Annotated in this window: 17 protein-coding genes; 9 read left to right on the plus strand and 8 right to left on the minus strand. The window is 64.4% G+C overall.

What is annotated here, in order from left to right; all coding sequences use genetic code 11:
* Nucleotides 1-15: 15 nt before the first annotated feature.
* Nucleotides 16-996, minus strand: a complete 981-nt coding sequence (locus tag VRS74_RS02185; protein WP_354143603.1) for an agmatine deiminase family protein — start codon at nucleotides 994-996, stop codon at nucleotides 16-18.
* A 32-nt stretch (nucleotides 997-1028) separates the two neighbouring features.
* Entirely contained in the window at nucleotides 1029-2717 is a 1689-nt protein-coding gene (locus tag VRS74_RS02190) for a M28 family metallopeptidase (protein ID WP_354143604.1), read from the minus strand.
* 110 nt (nucleotides 2718-2827) lie between these two features.
* Here VRS74_RS02190 and glnE point away from each other — a divergent pair, with 110 nt between their 5' ends.
* The 6 genes from glnE to VRS74_RS02220 all read left to right on the plus strand — a co-directional run bounded on the left by glnE (nucleotide 2828) and on the right by VRS74_RS02220 (nucleotide 10666).
* On the plus strand, nucleotides 2828-5524 hold the full coding sequence (gene glnE / locus VRS74_RS02195; protein WP_354143605.1) for a bifunctional [glutamate--ammonia ligase]-adenylyl-L-tyrosine phosphorylase/[glutamate--ammonia-ligase] adenylyltransferase: 2697 nt from the start codon (nucleotides 2828-2830) through the stop codon (nucleotides 5522-5524).
* Nucleotides 5521-5994 (plus strand): peroxiredoxin, encoded by a 474-nt coding sequence (locus VRS74_RS02200; protein WP_354143606.1) that lies wholly within the window; start codon nucleotides 5521-5523, stop codon nucleotides 5992-5994. The genes glnE and VRS74_RS02200 overlap by 4 nt, the downstream gene beginning before the upstream one ends.
* Nucleotides 5995-6016: 22 nt before the next feature.
* Nucleotides 6017-6808 (plus strand): ferritin-like domain-containing protein, encoded by a 792-nt coding sequence (locus tag VRS74_RS02205; RefSeq protein WP_354143607.1) that lies wholly within the window; start codon nucleotides 6017-6019, stop codon nucleotides 6806-6808.
* Between the two features lie 141 nt (nucleotides 6809-6949).
* A complete protein-coding gene (locus VRS74_RS02210; protein WP_354143608.1) occupies nucleotides 6950-7651 on the plus strand; it encodes a M23 family metallopeptidase in 702 nt (233 codons plus the stop codon).
* A 167-nt stretch (nucleotides 7652-7818) separates the two neighbouring features.
* Entirely contained in the window at nucleotides 7819-9369 is a 1551-nt protein-coding gene (locus VRS74_RS02215) for an acyl-CoA synthetase (protein WP_354143609.1), read from the plus strand.
* A 1-nt stretch (nucleotide 9370) separates the two neighbouring features.
* Nucleotides 9371-10666 carry a cytochrome P450 gene (locus VRS74_RS02220; protein ID WP_354143610.1) on the plus strand — a complete coding sequence of 432 codons (1296 nt, stop codon included), beginning with the start codon at nucleotides 9371-9373 and terminating at the stop codon, nucleotides 10664-10666.
* Here the strand turns inward: VRS74_RS02220 and galU are convergent.
* The gene (gene galU, locus VRS74_RS02225) at nucleotides 10663-11550 is read right to left on the minus strand and encodes a UTP--glucose-1-phosphate uridylyltransferase GalU (protein WP_354143611.1); all 888 of its coding nucleotides are present in this window, start codon (nucleotides 11548-11550) and stop codon (nucleotides 10663-10665) included. The two genes, VRS74_RS02220 and galU, sit on opposite strands and share 4 nt — an antisense overlap.
* A gap of 101 nt (nucleotides 11551-11651) precedes the next feature.
* Between galU and murA the strand changes: the two genes are divergently transcribed.
* The gene (gene murA, locus VRS74_RS02230; protein ID WP_354143612.1) at nucleotides 11652-12935 is read left to right on the plus strand and encodes a UDP-N-acetylglucosamine 1-carboxyvinyltransferase; all 1284 of its coding nucleotides are present in this window, start codon (nucleotides 11652-11654) and stop codon (nucleotides 12933-12935) included.
* Between the two features lie 46 nt (nucleotides 12936-12981).
* Here murA and VRS74_RS02235 read toward each other — a convergent pair whose 3' ends face one another.
* The 3 genes from VRS74_RS02235 to VRS74_RS02245 all read right to left on the minus strand — a co-directional run bounded on the left by VRS74_RS02235 (nucleotide 12982) and on the right by VRS74_RS02245 (nucleotide 14733).
* On the minus strand, nucleotides 12982-13221 hold the full coding sequence (locus VRS74_RS02235; protein WP_354143613.1) for a ribbon-helix-helix domain-containing protein: 240 nt from the start codon (nucleotides 13219-13221) through the stop codon (nucleotides 12982-12984).
* A gap of 87 nt (nucleotides 13222-13308) precedes the next feature.
* Nucleotides 13309-13734, minus strand: coding sequence for an MFS transporter (locus VRS74_RS02240; RefSeq protein ID WP_354143614.1), 426 nt, complete (start codon nucleotides 13732-13734; stop codon nucleotides 13309-13311).
* Nucleotides 13735-13788: 54 nt separating this feature from the next.
* Nucleotides 13789-14733, minus strand: coding sequence for an oligopeptide:H+ symporter (locus VRS74_RS02245; protein ID WP_354143615.1), 945 nt, complete (start codon nucleotides 14731-14733; stop codon nucleotides 13789-13791).
* Between the two features lie 208 nt (nucleotides 14734-14941).
* Between VRS74_RS02245 and VRS74_RS02250 the strand changes: the two genes are divergently transcribed.
* On the plus strand, nucleotides 14942-15712 hold the full coding sequence (locus tag VRS74_RS02250; RefSeq protein WP_354143616.1) for a DUF4019 domain-containing protein: 771 nt from the start codon (nucleotides 14942-14944) through the stop codon (nucleotides 15710-15712).
* A gap of 41 nt (nucleotides 15713-15753) precedes the next feature.
* Here the strand turns inward: VRS74_RS02250 and phbB are convergent, their stop codons facing one another.
* Nucleotides 15754-16476 (minus strand): acetoacetyl-CoA reductase, encoded by a 723-nt coding sequence (phbB, locus tag VRS74_RS02255; protein WP_354143617.1) that lies wholly within the window; start codon nucleotides 16474-16476, stop codon nucleotides 15754-15756.
* Nucleotides 16477-16648: 172 nt separating this feature from the next.
* Nucleotides 16649-17428, minus strand: coding sequence for a hypothetical protein (locus VRS74_RS02260; RefSeq protein WP_354143880.1), 780 nt, complete (start codon nucleotides 17426-17428; stop codon nucleotides 16649-16651).
* Nucleotides 17429-17891: 463 nt separating this feature from the next.
* Between VRS74_RS02260 and VRS74_RS02265 the strand changes: the two genes are divergently transcribed.
* Nucleotides 17892-18344 (plus strand): DUF3576 domain-containing protein, encoded by a 453-nt coding sequence (locus VRS74_RS02265; RefSeq protein WP_354143618.1) that lies wholly within the window; start codon nucleotides 17892-17894, stop codon nucleotides 18342-18344.
* Nucleotides 18345-18403 lie beyond the last annotated feature (59 nt).

Below are 18403 nucleotides of genomic sequence, written 5' to 3' on the forward strand. Positions count from 1 at the left end.
AATCCTAACGGGTCGTTAAATTCCCGTCAGAAGGGGCATCTGCTGGCTGGCGCAATGGAAGCCGCCGCCGCCTGCGAGTACGGCATCGCCGGGCAAGCCCACCGTATCCCGGTCGGGGAACAGCGCGGCGATTGCCGCAACCCCCTCCTCATCGTGCGGCGAGCCGAAGGTCGGTACAATGACGAGGTGCGTGGTGATGGCAAAATTGACATAGCTTGCCGGTTCGATCGCTCCATCGCGGGTCATCAGGCCGGGTGAAGGGATTTCGTGCAGCGTGAGCCCTGCTTCCAGGATGCGTGCCTTCGCATCGGCATAGATCGCGGCATTGGGATCGTCGCTCCCGGTCGCGCGCGGCAGCACGACTTGGCCCGGAGCCACGAAGCGCGCGAGATTGTCGACATGGCCATCGGTATGGTCGTTGATGAGCCCATCGCCGAGCCACACCGTCCGGGTGAAGCCGAGGTCGCGCGCGAGCCGATCTTCGATCTCGCTTCGCGAAAGCTGCGGGTTGCGGTTGGGATTAAGCAGGCATTGCTCTGTCGTCAGCACCGTGCCGGTCCCGTCGCCGTCGACCGCGCCGCCTTCCAAGACCCAATCGGATTCGACGACCTTCAGGCCTGTATCGTGCGCCAGCTCGGCACCGATCGTCTGATCGCCCGGCATCAGATACTTGCCGCCCCAACCGTTGAAGCGGCAGCGCAGTGCTGTACCATCACCCAGCACCAGCGGGCCGGTGTCGCGCAGCCACACGTCGCCATAGGCCCGTCGCTCGAGCGTTACCTTGCTCGACACCAGTGCCTGCGCGCGCGCTTCATTGGCTTCGTCGCGCACCAGCAGCCGCACCTGTTGCCCGCTTTCGGCCACGGCGTTGGCAAAGGCGGCGATTTGCTCCTGTGCGGGCTCAAGCCAGCCCGGCCATTCATCGGCCAGGTGCGGAAAGCCGATCCACAGCCATTCCTGTGGCGCCCATTCGGGCGGCATGACATTGCGGGTCATCGGACGGTCTTCAGCAACTGCGCGTTATCGGCTCAGCAGCCGACATTGCTCGCCGCGCATTCCGCGTCGCGGGTGGCGCGGAATTCATCGCCTTCGTTCCAATTGGGCCAGCTGGTGCTTTCGGCCAGCATCCGGCTCAAGCGATAGACGAGCTGCAGATTGCTCATCACGCCCGACCAGTCCCAATTCTCGTCGAACTCGTCCTTCGGTCCGTGGTAGCGGTTGGCGCGATAGTCTGAGTTGGCTGCTGCCCCGGCTTCCTTGCCGCCGTCGATCAGGTCCTGCCCGTCGCGCAAATAGAACATCGGCACGCCCTTCTTGGCCAGCGCGAAGTGGTCCGAGCGATAATAGTAGCCCGCCTCGGGGGTCGGGTCCGGCGTCGCGACCTTTCCGACTGCCTTGAGGCCCGCCGCGAGGAAATCGTCGAGCTGCGACTTGCCGCCGCCGACAACAGTCACGTCGCGCGCTTCGCCCATCACCTGGAAGGCGTCCATGTTCAGGCCGCCCACGGTCTGCGCCAGCGGGAAGACGGGGTTCTCGGCATAGTAATTGGCGCCGAGCAGGCCCTGTTCTTCAGCCGTGACCGCCAGGAACACCAGGCTGCGCGCTGGCGCGCCTGCTTTGGCATTGGCTTCGGCCAGCGCCACGAGCGCCGCGGTGCCAGTGGCATTGTCGACCGCGCCATTGCAGATATCGTCGCCATCCTCGGCCGGTGTGCAGCGGCCAAGGTGATCCCAATGGGCGGTGTGGATGACATATTCATCGGGCCGCTTGGTGCCGCGCATCAAGCTGATCACGTTCTTCGAGGCATAGGAGCGGATGTCGTTGGCGAAGCTGGTCCCGGCCTTCAGGCCAAGCGGGACCGGCTTGAAGCCTTTCTGCTTCGCCGCCGCGCTCAGTGTATCGAGGTCCTGCCCGGCGGCGCCGAGGATTGCGCGCGCGACGTCCTTCTGCACCCACCCGTTCATTGCGGTCAGCGGCGGAGCGTTCTCGCCGCGCTGGGCATAGGCTTGCGGGCCGGTCCAGGAGGATTCGACCACATTCCAGCCATAGGCCGCCGGTTCGGTGTCATGCACGATCAGGGCACCGGCAGCGCCTTGCCGGGCGGCTTCCTCATACTTGTAGGTCCAGCGCCCGTAATAGGTCATCGCGCGGCCGTTGAAGGGGCCGGTCAGCCCCGGCGTTTCCCAATCGGGGTCGTTGACCAGTATGACCACAGTCTTGCCTTTGACGTCGACGCCTTCGTAATCGTTCCAGCCGCGTTCGGGCGCGTTGATGCCGTAACCCACGAACACCAGATCGCTGTCCTTGAGGTCGGTCTTGGCATCCTCGCGATAGGTCACGCCGACCCATTCGGTCCCGAAATCATACGACAGGTTCACGCCATCGCCCTTGATCGTGAGCGGCGCGAAGTCCTTGCCGGTGATTTCGACCAGCGGCACTTCCTGCACCCATGAGCCATTGTTGCCCGGCTCCAGACCGGCCGCCTTGAAGCGCTCGATCAACAGCGCGACAGTCTTTTCCTCGCCCGCCGTGCCGGGCATGCGCCCTTCGAATTCGTCCGATGCCAGCTGGCGCGTCACATCCTTCATCGTCGCTTCTGAAATATCGCCATCGGCAACATCGGGAATGTCCAGTCCGGCATCGCCGCTGAGTCCGCTGCATGCGGTGAGCATCAGCACGGCGGCAAGGGAGGCCATGCGGTTGCGTGGAATGATCATCGTCAGGTGTATCCTCTTCGGGAAAGCTGCGGCGCCTCCATCGCAGAGCCGCGAGCGCGGGGCAAGCCATCGCGCTTGCGCAGCCGCGCGGCTGCGGGCAGGGAGCGCAGATGGCGAGCGAATGGCACAATGCGCTGGCGCGGGCGCGGGCAGAGGCGCCTTTCCTTGCGCGCGCGCTCGATCGCCAGCCGGCACTCGCTTCGCTGCTTGAGGCCGGTGACGCCGATGCGGCGCTGGAATGGGCGCGCCGGGCAGGCGAGAATTGCGCTTCGGTTGGGCTGGCATTGCGGCGCGAGCGGCTCGCCTATGCGACCGCGCTGGCGATTGGCGACCTTGCGGAGGCATTCCCGCTCGACATGGTCATGGTCGAACTGTCGGATCTCGCGGACCGCGCGCTCGACATCGCGATCACCGATGCGATCACCCGGCGGGTCGAAGGGGCAGAGCCGGCGGGGATGATCGCGCTGGCGCTGGGCAAGCATGGCGCGCACGAACTCAACTATTCCTCCGACATCGACCCGATCCTGCTCTACGATCCGCAAACATTGCCGCGGCGCGAGCGGGACGAGCCGGGCGAAGCAGCGCAGCGCTATGCACGCGAAGTGGTCAGGACTCTGTCGGAGAACACCGAGGAAGGATATGTCTTCCGGGTCGATTTGCGGCTCCGGCCAGCGAGCGAAGTGAGCCCGCTGGCGATCTCGGTCAATGCCGCGCTGACGCATTACGAAAGCTCTGCTCTGGCGTGGGAGCGCGCGGCCTTTATCCGTGCGCGCGCGGCTGCAGGCGACATTGCCGCGGGTGAGCTCTTCCTCGACATGATCGGTCCTTTCGTCTGGCGCTCAAGCCTCGATTTCGGCGCGATCGATGAAATCCGGCGGCTCACCTCGCGGATTCGCTCGAACTACAAGGGCCCGCGCGACGTGGGGCCCGGCTTCAACCTCAAGCACGGGCGCGGCGGGATCCGCGAAGTCGAATTCTTCGCGCAGACGCACCAGTTGATCCACGGCGGTCGCGATCCGTCCTTGCGCCTGCGTGGCACCCGCGCCGCGCTCGACGCCTTGGCCGCAGCGGGACGGATCGAAGCAGAAGAGGCGGTGATACTGGGTGAGGCCTACGACCGGCTGCGCGTGATCGAGCACCGGCTTCAGATGGTGGAAGACCACCAGACTCACGCCTTGCCTGCCGGGGCGGCGCTCGATTCGGTCGCCCGGCTCGACGGGCTCAGCGACGGCGCTGCTCTGGTCGAGGAATTGCGGACAATCACCGCCCGCGTGGCGCAGGCCTATGACCGGCTGCTCGATGGCGGGAGCCATGCCGAGCCGGTGGATGCCGCCCCGGCGCCGCTTGCGCAGCGGCTTGGCCAGCTTGGCTTTGCCGAGCCTGAAAAGGTGGCGGAACGGATCGCCGAGTGGCGCGATGGCCGCTACCAGTCGCTGCGATCGCCCGCCGCGCTTGAGGCATTTGACGCCATGCTGCCCGCGCTGGTCGAGGCTTTCGCGCATGCCGACGATCCCGAGCGGGCGCTGTTGCGATGGGAAGGCGTGCTGGCCAATGCATCGTCCGCGATCAACCTTTTCCGCTTGCTCGAAGCACGCCCCGGCATGCTCGAGCAGTTGATGGCGGTGCTTACGCTGGCGCCCACGCTGGCCGAAGACCTGGGAAGGCGGCCGGGACTGCTGGACACGCTGATCGACGCAAGCGCACTCAACTTGCCTGGCGATGTCGACGATATCGCGGCGCGTATGGAAGCGGGGGGCGCCTCGCGCGACTACGAACGGCAGCTTGACCGGATCCGCATCGTCACGGGTGAGCTGCGCTTCGCGCTGGGGCTGCAGTTGATCCAGGCCGTGCATGATCCGCTCGACATCGCGGCCGCGTTGTCGCGCACGGCAGAAGCGGCGCTTCAAGTGGCGCACCGCGCGGCTTGCGAGGAGTTTGCCTGCAAGCATGGCCGCATTGCCAATAGCGAGCTGGTGGTGCTGGGGCTCGGCAGGTTTGGCGGAGGCGCGCTTACCCACGCCTCCGACCTCGACATCATCTACCTTTTCAGCGGCGAGTCCGGCGCGGAGTCCGACGGCGAGCGCCCGCTTGGCGGCACACATTACTATAACCGGCTGGCGCAGCGGCTAAGTGCCGCGCTTTCGGTGCCGACGGCGCATGGCGCGCTTTATGACATCGACACGCGATTGCGGCCACAGGGGGCGCAGGGCCCGCTCAGCGTGACGATCGACGCCTTCGCCAGATACCAACGCGAAGATGCCTGGACATGGGAGCATATGGCGCTCACCCGGGCGCGTGTACTGGTCGCTTCGTACGAGGCGCGCGCCGAGCTTGAAGCCATCATATCGGAAGTGCTCGCGAAGGAGCGCGAACCCCACAAGCTGCGTGAAGACGTGCTCGCGATGCGCAGCGAAATGGCGCAGCACAAGGTGCCGGGCGGTCCGCTCGACGCCAAACTGCTACGCGGAGGGTTGGTCGACCTCGAGTTCATCATTCACTTCCTGCAATTGCGCGAAGGCGTGGGACTATCGCCTAATTTGGCTGACGCGATCGACGTGCTCGTTGCAGCCGGGTTGCTCCCACCGGAGCTGCGCGAGGCGCATGACTTCATGACGCGGCTGCTCGTATCGACCAGGCTGCTCGCCCCCGACCTCGCCGAACCGCCGCCCGCTGCGGCACGGGCATTGGCGCGAGCTTGCCGCTGCGAAACCTATGACGCGCTCTTGCGTAGTCTGGGCGAGGCACGCCATGCGGTGGCCGCCGCATGGCAGCATGTGTTCGGATTGGAACTGGAGATGGAAGAATGAGCAAATTTCCCGCAACCGGCGACGCCCTGCCCGATATCGCGCTGGAAACCCCCGATGGCGGCACGGTGAAGCCGTCCGACTTCAAGGGCAAGAAGCTGGTCCTGTTCTTCTATCCCAAGGACGACACGCCGGGCTGCACGACCGAGAACAAGGATTTCTCCGCGCTGGCCGGCGATTTTGCCAAAGCGGGCGTGGCGCTGCTTGGCGTCAGCAAGGATCCGCCAGCCAAGCATGCCAAGTTCATCGCCAAGCACGGGCTTGCCGCGCCGCTGGCGAGCGATGCGCTCGAAGGCGGCCTGTCGGACGCGCTCGGCATCTGGACCGAGAAGAGCATGTACGGGAAAACCTATATGGGGATGGTGCGCACTACCTATCTGGTCGGCACCGACGGCAAGATCGCTCGGGTGTGGGACAAGGTGAAGGTCATGGGCCACGCCGAGGAAGTGCTCGCCGCTGCCAAGGCGCTGTGAGGCGGGATTGACGTCACCCGAAATGCCTTCGCTTGCCGGTGCGATCCGCGTTGCGCTGCTCACCGCCGATCCGCGCGGCAAGGCGATGGCGACGCGCGACGTTGCGCGGAGATGGCGGCTTGGGCGGCTGGCCTGGCGGTTTGACGTCACTATGCCGGATGAACCGGCCCGCCCTGCCCAACCGGAGCTTCTGCCACCGAATCGTATGCCCAAGCGCGGGAAGGGCGGCTCGGAGCGCGGGCGGATTGCCCTGTGGCATTCGCTGGCACATATCGAATTCGTCGCGATCGACCTCGCACTGGACATGGCGGGCCGCTTCGGGGAAGCGATGGGTGAGGAATTCGTGTCGGACTTCCTCTCGGTCGCGGCCGACGAAGCGATGCACTTCGCCTTGCTCGCCCGAAAACTCGAAAGCCTGGGCAGCCACTATGGCGCGCTGCCCGCGCATGGCGGGCTGTGGCAGGCCGCATATGAAACGCGCGATGACGTGCGTGCGCGACTCGCGATTGTACCGATGGTGCTGGAGGCGCGCGGGCTTGACGTCACGCCGGCAACGCTCGAGCGGGTTCGCGCACAGGGCGACGAGCATGGCGCAAGGATTCTCGAACGAATCCTTGACGACGAAATCCGCCATGTCGCGATCGGCACCAAGCACTTTCTTGCGCTGGCCAAAGCAGCGGGCGATTCTCCGCAGAAATGCTGGCAGGAGCTGGTGTCGCGCCACTTTCGGGGGGCGGTTAAGCCACCGTTCAACGACTCGGCGCGTCTTGCAGCCGGTCTGTCGCGCGACTTCTACGCCGCTATTGCTTCGTAAATTCTTCGCCGCTTAACCAATCATCACACAAAGGCGGTTGGGCATTGGGGCCTCCGCCGGGATCGCGGGGGCACCCCCCTTCGGGTTAGCTAAGAAATAAGGCGGCTTCGTTTCAGGAGCTGCCGCGAGGAACGGGTTTTGGTGGGATCGCATTTCAAGCAATACGGCTTACGGGTGGGCTTTGCGCTCGTTGCCGGCTGCCTTTCGATCGCCGCCAGCCCGGTGCTCGCCAACAGCAACGCCGTTGCCGTCGAAATCACCGACACGGTGCGTGACGCGCAGGACGATTCGCTGATCGCCGGCGATCAGGGCTTCCGCCAGCTGTTCACGACTTGGGAAGCGCTGGAAACCCGCCCCGACGCCAGCACGGTCCGCACGGCCATTTCGGTTCCTTCGCGCATGCCCCTCGATGGCGCGCGGCTGAGCAGCGATTTCGGCATGCGTACCCATCCGGTCCTTGGCGGCCGCCGCAAGCACCAGGGTATCGATTTGGCAGCGCCCACTGGCACGCCGATCTACGCAACCGCTGACGGGATCGTCGATCGTGCCGAATGGTTCTCGAGCTACGGGCTGTTCATCGAAATCAATCACGGCGCCGAACTTGGAACCCGCTACGCGCACCTCTCGCGACTCGACGTTGCGGAAGGCGAGCGGGTCAAGAAAGGCGACATCATCGGCTACGTCGGATCGACCGGCCGCTCCACCGGCCCGCACCTGCACTATGAAGTTCGAATCGCAGGTGTTGCGGTAAATCCAATTCCGTATATGGTGGAGTCGACAGTCCAGCAGCGTTTGGCGGTGCTGGACGAGAATTTCGAAGAAGGCGGCCAGGGGGGCGACTAGGCCGCAGTTACAGTTTCCGCCTGGAAGCGGAATTCGGACAGAGGAGAGGATGTCCGATCATGGCGGCGGGTTATCCCGCCGCCTTTTTTCTTGTCGCCTTTGGCTAGTTAGCTAGGTTTCCAATCGCAGACAGTCGGCCAAGGTGCTGCGCTGGAGAGAGGAAACCCATGCATCCGATTGAGCACGCAAGAACTCGCCCGAACCACCCCGCCGTGATCATGGCAGGCAGCGGCGCGTCCATGACCTTCGGCGAAATGGAAGCCGGATCGAATCGTTTCGCACACCTGCTGCGCGCTCGCGGTTTCAAGCCGGACGATGCCTTTGCGGTCCTGCTAGAGAACCGAATCGAATACTTCACGCTGATCTGGGGCTCGCAGCGCGCGGGCACAATGCTGGTGCCTATCTCGACCCGGCTGACCGCGCCTGAAATCGCCTACATCCTCAAGGACAGCGAAGCGAAGCTGCTGATCACGTCGCATTATTTCGACGAAGTCTTGCCCGGGGTGCGCGCCGAATGTCCCGAAATCCCGATCCTGATGATGGACGGAAACGGCGAAGAGGATTTTGCAGCCGCACTGGCCGCGCAGCCTGTCGATCCGATTGCCGACCAGAGCGCAGGCCTGGTCATGCTCTATTCCTCCGGCACGACCGGTCGCCCCAAGGGCATCCGGCCCAAGCCCCCGGAAGATCCCGATCCGGCGGCGCCGGTGGCTCTGGTCGCGCTGGCCCAGATGGGGGCGGGCATGCCGGGCGATGGCAGCATGGTCTACCTCTCGCCTGCGCCACTCTATCACGCTGCGCCGATAGGCTGGTGTTCGACGGTGCACCGGCTGGGCGGCACAGTGGTCATGATGGAAAAGTTCGATCCCGAGGCGGCGTTGGCGGCGATCGAGAAGTATCGCGTCACCGACAGCCAATGGGTCCCGACCCATTTCGTGCGCTTCCTCCGCCTGCCGGAGGAGATCCGGAACAAGCACGACCTTTCAAGCCACAAGCGAGCGATCCATGCCGCAGCCCCGTGTCCGATCCCGGTCAAGCAGGCGATGATCGAATGGTGGGGGCCGATCATCATCGAATATTATGCCGGATCGGAAGGTATCGGCATGACCATGGTGCACAGCCCTGACTGGTTGACCCACAAGGGAACGGTTGGCCGGGCGATCTATGGCAAGCTGCACATCTGCGGCCCTGAAGGCGAGGAGCTGCCTGCAGAGCAGGACGGGCTCATCTATTTCGAGAACGATATCCTGCCGAGCTATCACAAGGATCCGGGCAAGACGGCCGAGGCGATGCATCACGAAGGCTGGATGACGCTGGGCGACATCGGCCATGTCGATGCAGAGGGCTTCCTTTACCTCACAGACCGCAAGAGCCACATGATCATCTCGGGCGGGGTCAACATCTACCCGCAGGAGATCGAGAACCTGCTGGTGACGCATGCCAAGGTGATGGATGCGGCGGTGATTGGCGCTCCCGATCCCGATCTGGGCGAGAAGGTCGTGGCGGTGGTCCAGCCGGTCGACATGGCCGCTGTCGCTGGCGATGGCGGTGCCGCGTTCGAGCAGGAGCTGCGCGATTTCCTTGCGCCGCAGCTGGCGCGGATCAAGATGCCGCGGCTGTTTGACTTCCGCGCCGAGTTGCCGCGCGAAGCGAATGGCAAACTCTACAAGCGCGAATTGCGCGATGAATACGCCGCGAAGGCGAAGGAGCAGGCGTAACATGGCAGACCAGGCGAAAACCCTTCCGCCCGACGTCGCGCGGCAAGTGATCGACCCGCATTCCTATGCTGAATGGGACGGCTTGCTCGACACGTTCGATCGCTTGCGCCTCGAATCGCCGGTGGCACGAATCGAACCCGATGACGGCAAGCTGTTCGATCCGTTCTGGCTGGTTACGCGCTATGAAGATGTGATGCGGATTTCGAAGGACAACGCCACTTTCCTCAACAATCCGCGCCCGGTGGTGTTCAGCTTTCGCGACGCGATCGAATTCTCGCGCCAGGCGACCGGCAGCGACATGCTGGTCGATTCGCTGGTGGTGTTCGATGCACCGATCCATCCCAAGTATCGCAGGCTGACGCAGGACTGGTTCATGCCGCGCAACCTCCAGAAGATGGAGGAAGAAATCCGCGCGATCGCCCATGCCACGGTCGACCGACTGGTCGCCGCCGGGCCGGAAGTGGATTTCGTGAAGCTCGTTTCGGGGCCTTATCCTTTGCATGTCGTGATGCAGATCCTGGGTGTGCCCGAGGAAGACGAGCCGCGCATGCAGATGCTCACCCAGCAGCTGTTCGGCGGGCAAGACAAGGATCTGTCGGGCACTGGGCTCGACCAGATGACGCCCGAACAGGTGGTGCAACTCGTCGCAGGCGCGGTCCGGACTTTCGAAGATTATTTCGCAAAGCTGGCGGAAGACCGCCGCGCGAACCCGACGGACGACGTCGCCAGTGTCATCGCCAACGCCATGGTCGATGGCGCGCCGCTGCCCGCGCGCGATATGGCAGGCTATTACATCATCGTTGCCACTGCCGGCCATGACACCACTTCGGCATCGACAGCGGGCGCAATGATGGCGCTGGCGCAGGATCCCGAGCAATGGGCCCGGGTCAAGGCCGACCGCTCGCTGCTTCCGGGCATCGTCGAAGAAGCGATCCGCTGGACGACGCCGGTGCAACACTTCATGCGCACCGCTGCCGAAGATGTCGAACTTGGCGGTCAGCAGATCAAGAAGGGCGACTGGTTGATGATCAACTATGTCGCGGCCAATCACGATCCGGCGCAGTTCGAGAACCCGCGCAAGTTCGACGCGGCGCGCTCTCCCAATCGCCACCTGGCTTTCGGTGCCGGGGCGCACCAGTGCCTTGGCCTGCACCTGGCGCGCATGGAGATGAAGATCCTGTTCGAGACTTTGCTCGACCGGATCGAGTGCATCGAACTGGCGGGCGAGCCCAAGCGTGCGACTTCGACATTTGTCGGCGGCCTCAAGACGCTGCCGGTTCGTTTTGTGGCCAGTTAGTCCGCCAGCAACCGCTCAGCCATCGCGCGGACCTCTGCGCCGATGTCTTCACGCTCGAGCGCCAGTGCCAGAGTTGCTTCGACGAAGCCGGTCTTGCTGCCGCAATCGTAGCGCTTGCCGTCGAAGGTCACGGCGTGGAAGGGCTGGTTGCCGATCATCTTTGCCATGGCGTCGGTCAGTTGGATCTCGCCCCCGGCACCCTTTTCCTGCGCTTCGAGCACGCGCATCACTTCGGGCTGCAGGATGTACCGGCCGGAGATGATCTTGTTCGATGGCGCTTCGGCCACAGGCGGCTTTTCGACCAGCCCCTTCACTTCCGTGAGTGCAGCCGAAACCTGCGCGCCGGGATCGATCACGCCATAGCTCGAGACTTCTTCGTGCGGGACTTCGAGTACGCTGATGAGGTTGCCGCCAACCTCGTCATAGGCATCGACCATCTGCTTCATGCAGCCAGTGCTGCCCTTGTGTGCGATCATCAACTCGTCGGGCAGGAAGATCGCGAAGGGTTCGTCGCCCACGATCGCGCGCGCGCACCAGATCGCATGGCCAAGGCCTAGCGGGACCTGCTGGCGCACGGTGATGATGTCGCCCGGCGTTGCGCGGGTCGGTTCAAGCACCGCCATGTCCTTGCCGCGCTCTCCCATCGTGGTTTCGAGTTCGAACGCCATGTCGAAATGCTCGACGATCGCCGTCTTCCCGCGCCCAGTGACGAAGATCATCTGCTCGATCCCGGCCTCGCGCGCTTCGTCCACTGCATACTGGATCAGCGGCCGATCGACGATTGCCAACATCTCCTTTGGGATCGCCTTGGTGGCGGGCAGGAAACGCGTGCCGAGCCCCGCAACGGGGAACACGGCTTTCTTGATCGGTTTGCGAGAGGTCATGGCGTTATCCGATAGAAGCCAAAGGTTTCCGTCGCAAGTAAGCCGCGCATTTGCCGCGCTTGTCCATTTGCTCGGGCGCAAGGATTGGCTAAGGGCATTTCATGGACAAACTCGTCATCCGCGGCGGCAGCCGGCTCGAAGGCACGATCCCTATTTCGGGCGCCAAGAACTCCGCGCTCACACTCATTCCTTGCGCGCTGCTTACCGAAGAGCCGCTGACGCTGAGGAACCTGCCACGCCTCGCCGATATCGACGGGTTCCAGCATTTGATGAACCAGTTCGGCGTCACCACGGTGATTCAGGGCACCCGGCCCGAAGATTTCGGCCGCGTTATGAGCCTTGAAGCTCCGCGGATCACTTCGTCGGTCGCGCCTTACGACCTCGTGCGCAAGATGCGGGCTTCGATCCTGGTGCTCGGGCCGATGCTGGCGCGCATGGGCGAAGCCACCGTTTCGATGCCGGGCGGCTGTGCAATCGGCAACCGCCCGATCGACCTGCATTTGAAAGCGCTCGAAGCTTTCGGCGCAACGATCGAACTGACGCAGGGCTATGTCCGTGCGATTGCGCCCGATGGCGGCCTTCCCGGCGGCGAATTCGATTTCCCCGTGGTCTCGGTCGGTGCGACCGAGAACGCGCTGATGGCAGCGGTGCTTGCCAGCGGCACATGCCGCCTGTTCAACGCGGCGCGCGAGCCAGAGATCGTTGACCTGTGCAACCTGCTGGTGGCGATGGGCGCGGAGATCGAAGGGATCGGCACCTCCGACCTCACGATCCATGGCGTGAAGCGGCTGCACGGCGCGACCTATCGCGTGATGGCCGACCGGATCGAAGCAGGCTCCTACGCCTGTGCCGCGGCGATCACCGGTGGTGAGGTGCGGCTCGAAGGTGCGAAGGCGGACGAGATGGCCGCCACTATCCACGCGCTGCGCAATATCGGGGTCGAGGTCGAGGAAGACCCGCGCGGCATCCGCGTGCGCGCCAGCGGCCCGCTCAAGGCGACAAACCTTACCACCGCGCCCTATCCGGGCCTCGCGACCGACATGCAGGCCCAGCTGATGGCGCTGCTGTGCAAGGCCGAGGGCACCAGCGTGCTCAAGGAAACGATTTTCGAGAATCGCTACATGCACGTGCCCGAACTGCGGCGCATGGGCGCGGATATCGAGACAGAAGGCCGCACCGCCATCGTCAAGGGGGTCCAGCGGCTGACCGGTGCCGAAGTGATGGCGACCGACTTGCGCGCTTCGTTCAGCCTCGTGCTCGCCGGGCTCGCGGCCGAAGGCGAGACGACCGTAAGGCGGCTCTATCACCTCGATCGCGGCTATGAGCGACTGGAAGAAAAGCTACAGCTGGTCGGGGCGGACATCGAGCGCGTCGGCGACGATTAGCTCTTGCTCATGCTGGGCTGCAAATGGCCCCTCAGTTGGGTAAGCCCTAGGGGCGGCTCACCAACCAGATCCGCACAGCCCCTGCCAGCCCGCAGGGGTTTGCCGCGCGGATCCGCTCGGCGTCGATCCGCGCCACCAGCGCGTTGATCGGCACGCCTTCCGCCTCTGCCGCTTCGCGCAGCATGTCCCAGAAGACCGGCTCGAGGCTGATTGAGGTCTTGTGCCCGGCGATCTCGACCGAACGCTTGACCGGCGGATGGTAGGGCGGGGGGCTGTTTTGCGTCACGCGTAAGTTGATAAGACACAAGCGAAGCGCAGGCTAAGGGAATTTGCAAAGAGGGGCGCCAGAACGCCTGTAGGAAAATGGCGACGATCAGCCCGGCGCCGCGATCGGTCCGGGCCCGGCGAGGCTGCCATTCTCGACCTGCTCCTGCCGGTCGAGCTCGTTCATCCGCCGCCTCGGCGCCGCGCCGAACACCACAATCGCTACAGCCCCCGCCAGCGAGATGCCTGAGTTCATCAGCCAGAACCCCCAGGCCGGCATCGCTTCGTAGAAGCGGGCGATCGTTCCCGATCCAATCCCGGAGGCAAAGGCGACGAAGTAGACGCAGGCCATCATCGTCGAATTGATCCGTGCCGGCGCCCGGCGCGAAACCAGCGCGAGCAGGGTGGGCCAGCCCCACATGAAGCCCGCGCCCGAAAGGAAATAGGCGATGATCGGGAAGGCGATCGACACCTCGCCGCCGTCCGCCAGCCAGTCTCCCAGTGCCAGCGAGCCGGTCGACAGCGCCAGGATCACCGAACAGGCCGCGATCTTGCTCAGATCGTCCGGCTCCCTGCCGCGGTCCGCCTGTCAGCGCCACAGCACGATCAGCACCGGAACGATCAGCACCGAAGCCAGCGCATCTTCGGATGCGAACCAAGGCACCGGTATCGAGCCCAGCGGCGTGTCGAGCGCCACCCGTTCGGCCACAAACAGCAAGCCGACATTGGCGAGCTGGTCATAGGCGAGCGACCACATGACCGAGATCAGCATGACCACGCCCAGCAGCGCCATCATCTGCCAGTCGCGCCCGGTCATCGGCGGGTGATCATGGTGCGCACCCGCCCCGGGCTTGACCCGCTCGGCGGCGAAATGCGGCAGGCCGGTGAAATAGACCACCGCCGCCACCAGCATCATCGCCCCGGCCAGCCCGAAGCCGTAATGCCAGCCATAAACCTGCGCCAGCAGGCCGCACACCAGCGGCCCCAGGATCGCGCCGATATTGATCCCGGTGCTGAAGATGGTGAAGCCGCGCGAACGGCGCCCTTCTTCGTCGCATGGATAGAGATGCCCCACCTGCGCGGCGATATTTCCCTTGAGGCAACCCGAGCCGAGCACGAGCAGCAGCAGCGCTAGCAGGAAGCTCCAGTCGAAGATCATCGCGAAATGGCCCGCGGTCATCAGCGCGATGCCGATCATCACCGTCTTGCGCGAGCCCAGCCAACGGTCGGCCAGCAAGCCGCCGAACAGCGGAGTGAAATAGACGAAGCCCGAATAGAGGCCAAAGGTCTGGCTGGCGAAGGCCTGCGTCGACAGCGGGCCGAACACCGCTTCCACCACGCCGCGATACGCATCCATCCCGGCGACATTCTCGATCCGGCCCGGCAGTAGCAGTTCCTGCACCATGTACAGGATCAGCAGCCCGCGCATCCCGTAGAAGGAGAACCGTTCCCACATTTCGGTAAAGGCGAGGAAGGCGAGTCCCTTCGGATGCCCCCACAAGGTGTCGCCCTTCGCCGCCGCGCCAGATTCCATCCGGAAACTCCCCGTCCGCGCGACCACGTGGAGAGTGCGCAGAGTCTGGAGCCGTGGTCAATGCCGCGGACAATCTTGGCGGGTGATCGGCGAATTCATATGCCATGCGGCGGCCGACCGGGATCTTGGCGATGATTTTCTCCAGCACCGGTTCGGGCACCAAATTTTTGGGGTGGCTGGCGCAGCGTACAGCGCCTAGCTAACAAAAATGCGCGCCGCGATCGACATTCTCACCGACAAGGAGAAGGAAACCCTGCGCCTGATCGTGCGCGGGCACGATGCCAAGTCGGCTGCGCGCGAACTGGGCCTGTCGGTCCACACCATCAATGAGCGGCTGCGCGAAGCGCGACGCAAACTGTCGGTCACGAGCAGTCGCGAAGCCGCGCGGCTGCTGCTCGAGCAGGAAGGCGCGCCCCCCGAAATGCTCGTGGACAAGGAAATAGGGGAAGCGGGCGCAGCGAGAATCGGGGATCCATCCGGTCCATTGGACGATCGCCATAGTGGCGGTCGAGTCGTCAGGCGGCGCTCCGCCTGGCTGATCGGAGGATTGATTATGTCCGCACTATTCGCATTGATGCTCGCCACAGCGCCGCTCGTAAGCGATGAACATCCCCGTGCCGGAGAAGCCGTTGCCGACCGCGTGGAAACCTCGGACGAGGCTGTCGAAACGGCAGCACGCAACTGGCTGCGCCTCGTGGACCAGGGCAATTGGGATGCCAGCTACGAAGCGGCAGGCTCGACGTTTCGCGGCCTCAACACCCCCGAGAACTGGCAAGACGCATCGATCCAGACGCGCAAGCCATTGGGAACGGTGCTAGCGCGTGAAGCGATCAGCTTCATGGAGGTCCCCGCACCGCCTGCCGGACTCGAGCTGGTCCGCTTTCGCACCGATTTCACCGGGAAGGCCGGGGTGGTCGAAACTCTCACCCTCCAGAAGGAAGGCGATAGCCTGAAGGTCGTGGGATACTATATCAACTGAACCAACGGTCGAGCGCGCGCCTGCCGGCGCGCGCCGCCGCATCAATACATGTGCTGGCCGCCGTTGATGCTCATGGTCGAGCCGGTCACGAAGCCCGCGTCTTCCGAGCACAGGAACGCCACGCCGCGCGCGATTTCCTCGGCATGGCCAAGGCGGCCGACCGGGATCTTGGCGATGATCTTCTCCAGCACCGGTTCGGGCACGGCGGCGACCATGTCAGTATCGATATAGCCCGGCGCGATCGCGTTCACGGTCACGCCGAACTTGGCGCCTTCCTGCGCCAGTGCCTTGGTGAAGCCGTGGATGCCGCTCTTCGCTGCGGCATAATTGACCTGGCCATATTGCCCGGCCTGCCCATTAATCGAGCCGATGTTGACGATCCGGCCCCAACCGCGTTCGCGCATGCCGGGGAAGCAGGCCTTGGCCATGTTGAAGCAGCCGCCAAGGTTGATCCGCATCACTTCGTGCCAGTCATCATAGCTCATCTTGTGGAGCACGGCGTCGCGGGTGATCCCGGCATTGTTGACCACCACGTCGACCGGGCCGACTTCCTCCGCCACGCGCGCGCAACCCGCGATCGTGGCTTCGTGGTCGCCCACGTCCCATTTGTAGCAGCGGATTCCGGTGTCGGCCTTGAGCTGGTCCGCCGCGGCGTCATTGCCCGCGTAATTGGCCACCACGGTGAATCCGTCCGCCTGCAGCTTCTCGCAGATTGCGCGGCCGATGCCGCGGGTCCCGCCGGTGACGATTGCTACGCGCGCCATATCCCACTCTCCCAAATTATCGAGTTGAGGCAGGTTAACCACGCCATTGCGTCAAGCAAATGAAAAACCCCGCCGAAGCGGGGTCCTGAAATCGAATTCATTGTTTGCGGTTCTGCGGAGCGGGCTGGAGCCGTCAATCGGGAATTGCCCAAGGCAGTTCCCGCAAGAAACGTCAGAAGCGCAACTGCGTGCCGACGTAGACTGCCTGGCTGTCCTGCACCGAATCGGTGATCGGGCTCAACCGGTCGCGTTCCTGCGACAGGCGCACGCCCGCGGTCACGTTGAGATTGCCGGTGATGCGATAGGCGCCGCCGAGGTCGACCGTCTGTGCAGCGAGCGAATCGAGCGTGTTGGGCGAACGGCCCGCCACCTGCTCGCCTTCCAGCGCGATACGCGGCTGGAACCGGCTGGGCTTGTCCGCAGCGCCGGGCTGGCTCGGTTCGAAGGTCGAAAGATCGGCCATGGCGATTTCGCGCACGCCACCGGCCAGCGAGACATGCACGTCGGGCCGCTTGAAGCTCTGATAGCCGCGCGCGGTGCCGAGGTTGTAGCGGCTTGCCGCCAGCGCGGTCAGCCCGCCGCCCGCGCCCGGCGCGATGTCGAGCGCCTGGCGCACCGAGATGGCGCGCGCGATGTCCTGGTCGACGCGGACCGCCACCGTCACCGTGCGGTCGCGCTTGATCGCGCTGCCGGCGGGAGTGAAACGCATCGCCGCATTGTCGGCGCGCTGCGCCACGCGGCGGGCGAGCTGCGGATCGACTTTCGTCGGGGTGAAGATCGCGAAAGAGGGAGCTTCGATCGCGCCGACATCGTCTGACAGCGCGGCGACCGCCAAGCCTGCCGAAGGCGCACCGAAGGCGAGGCCGACGGCAGCCAGCAGCAAGGGCAGCTTGCGCGCCGAACTTGCCGAGTGCCCCTTCGCCATTGCTTCGATCCCCTGCCTCTTTTCCATGGCCACCATTGTGACCGGCTGAAAACGAACGAACCTGTAAAGGTTCTGGTTTACCTAAACTCAACCATGATGAACCGCCGCTGACCGTGCTTTCCGCGCGTAAACGACTCGGACCACCACTTTATGACAATATGAGCCTGATCCGCGATTCTGCAATGCCGAGTAACAGGGTGGTGACGTTGCGGCAGCGAGGTGTTGCCTTGAGCACACAATGACTTGAACTGGGAGTTGCACTGAGACTTGGATCGGGCTTGGACTGGCGGCGCATCGACGCTGCAGGAGCAAGCAAAGCGACTTCCTCCCGGGCATGTTCAGCAAGCATAAAGCCGCGCGCGGCTCACAAATACGGGCATGGCTGCGCTGCACCCCGGTTTCCCGCCTTGTCGCGCGCGCAGGGAGGGCTATAGAGCCTGTTGACGAACCGGCCCGGCAGGGCCCCTTCCGTTTGAGGACGATTGCAACAATGAGCTTGATTGTGTCTGCCACCAGCCGCCCCGCCCGTCTCGTGCTTGCCTGTGCGGCGCTGGCCACGCTTGGAGCATGCGCGGGGCGCGACCGCCCGCGGGCTGACCTTGCCGCATCGCAGGTCAACACGATCGGGGTCAATTCCTATCTCTGGCGCGCGGCGCTCGAAACCGTCAGCTTCGCGCCGCTGCTGCAGGCCGACAGTGCGGGCGGCGTGATCGTGACCGACTGGTACGCCAATCCCTCGAACCCGGGCGAACGGGTCAAGGTGACGGTGACGATCCTCGACCAGGACCTGCGCGCCGATGCGCTGCGCGTCGCGGCGAGCCGCCAGGTGCAGCAGGGCGGCGGCTGGGTCGATGCGCCGGTGCAGGCGGCCACGGTGCAGAAGCTTGAGGACATCATCCTTACCAAGGCTCGCGAGATCCGCCGCCAGACCATGGCGTCCTGATTTCGCTGACACAGGCCTGCGCAGCGCGCGGGCCTTGCCCTTCGCAGGGCAAGCGTTCA

The organism is Altererythrobacter litoralis (assembly GCF_036324225.1).
GTDB lineage: Bacteria > Pseudomonadota > Alphaproteobacteria > Sphingomonadales > Sphingomonadaceae > Erythrobacter > Erythrobacter litoralis_A.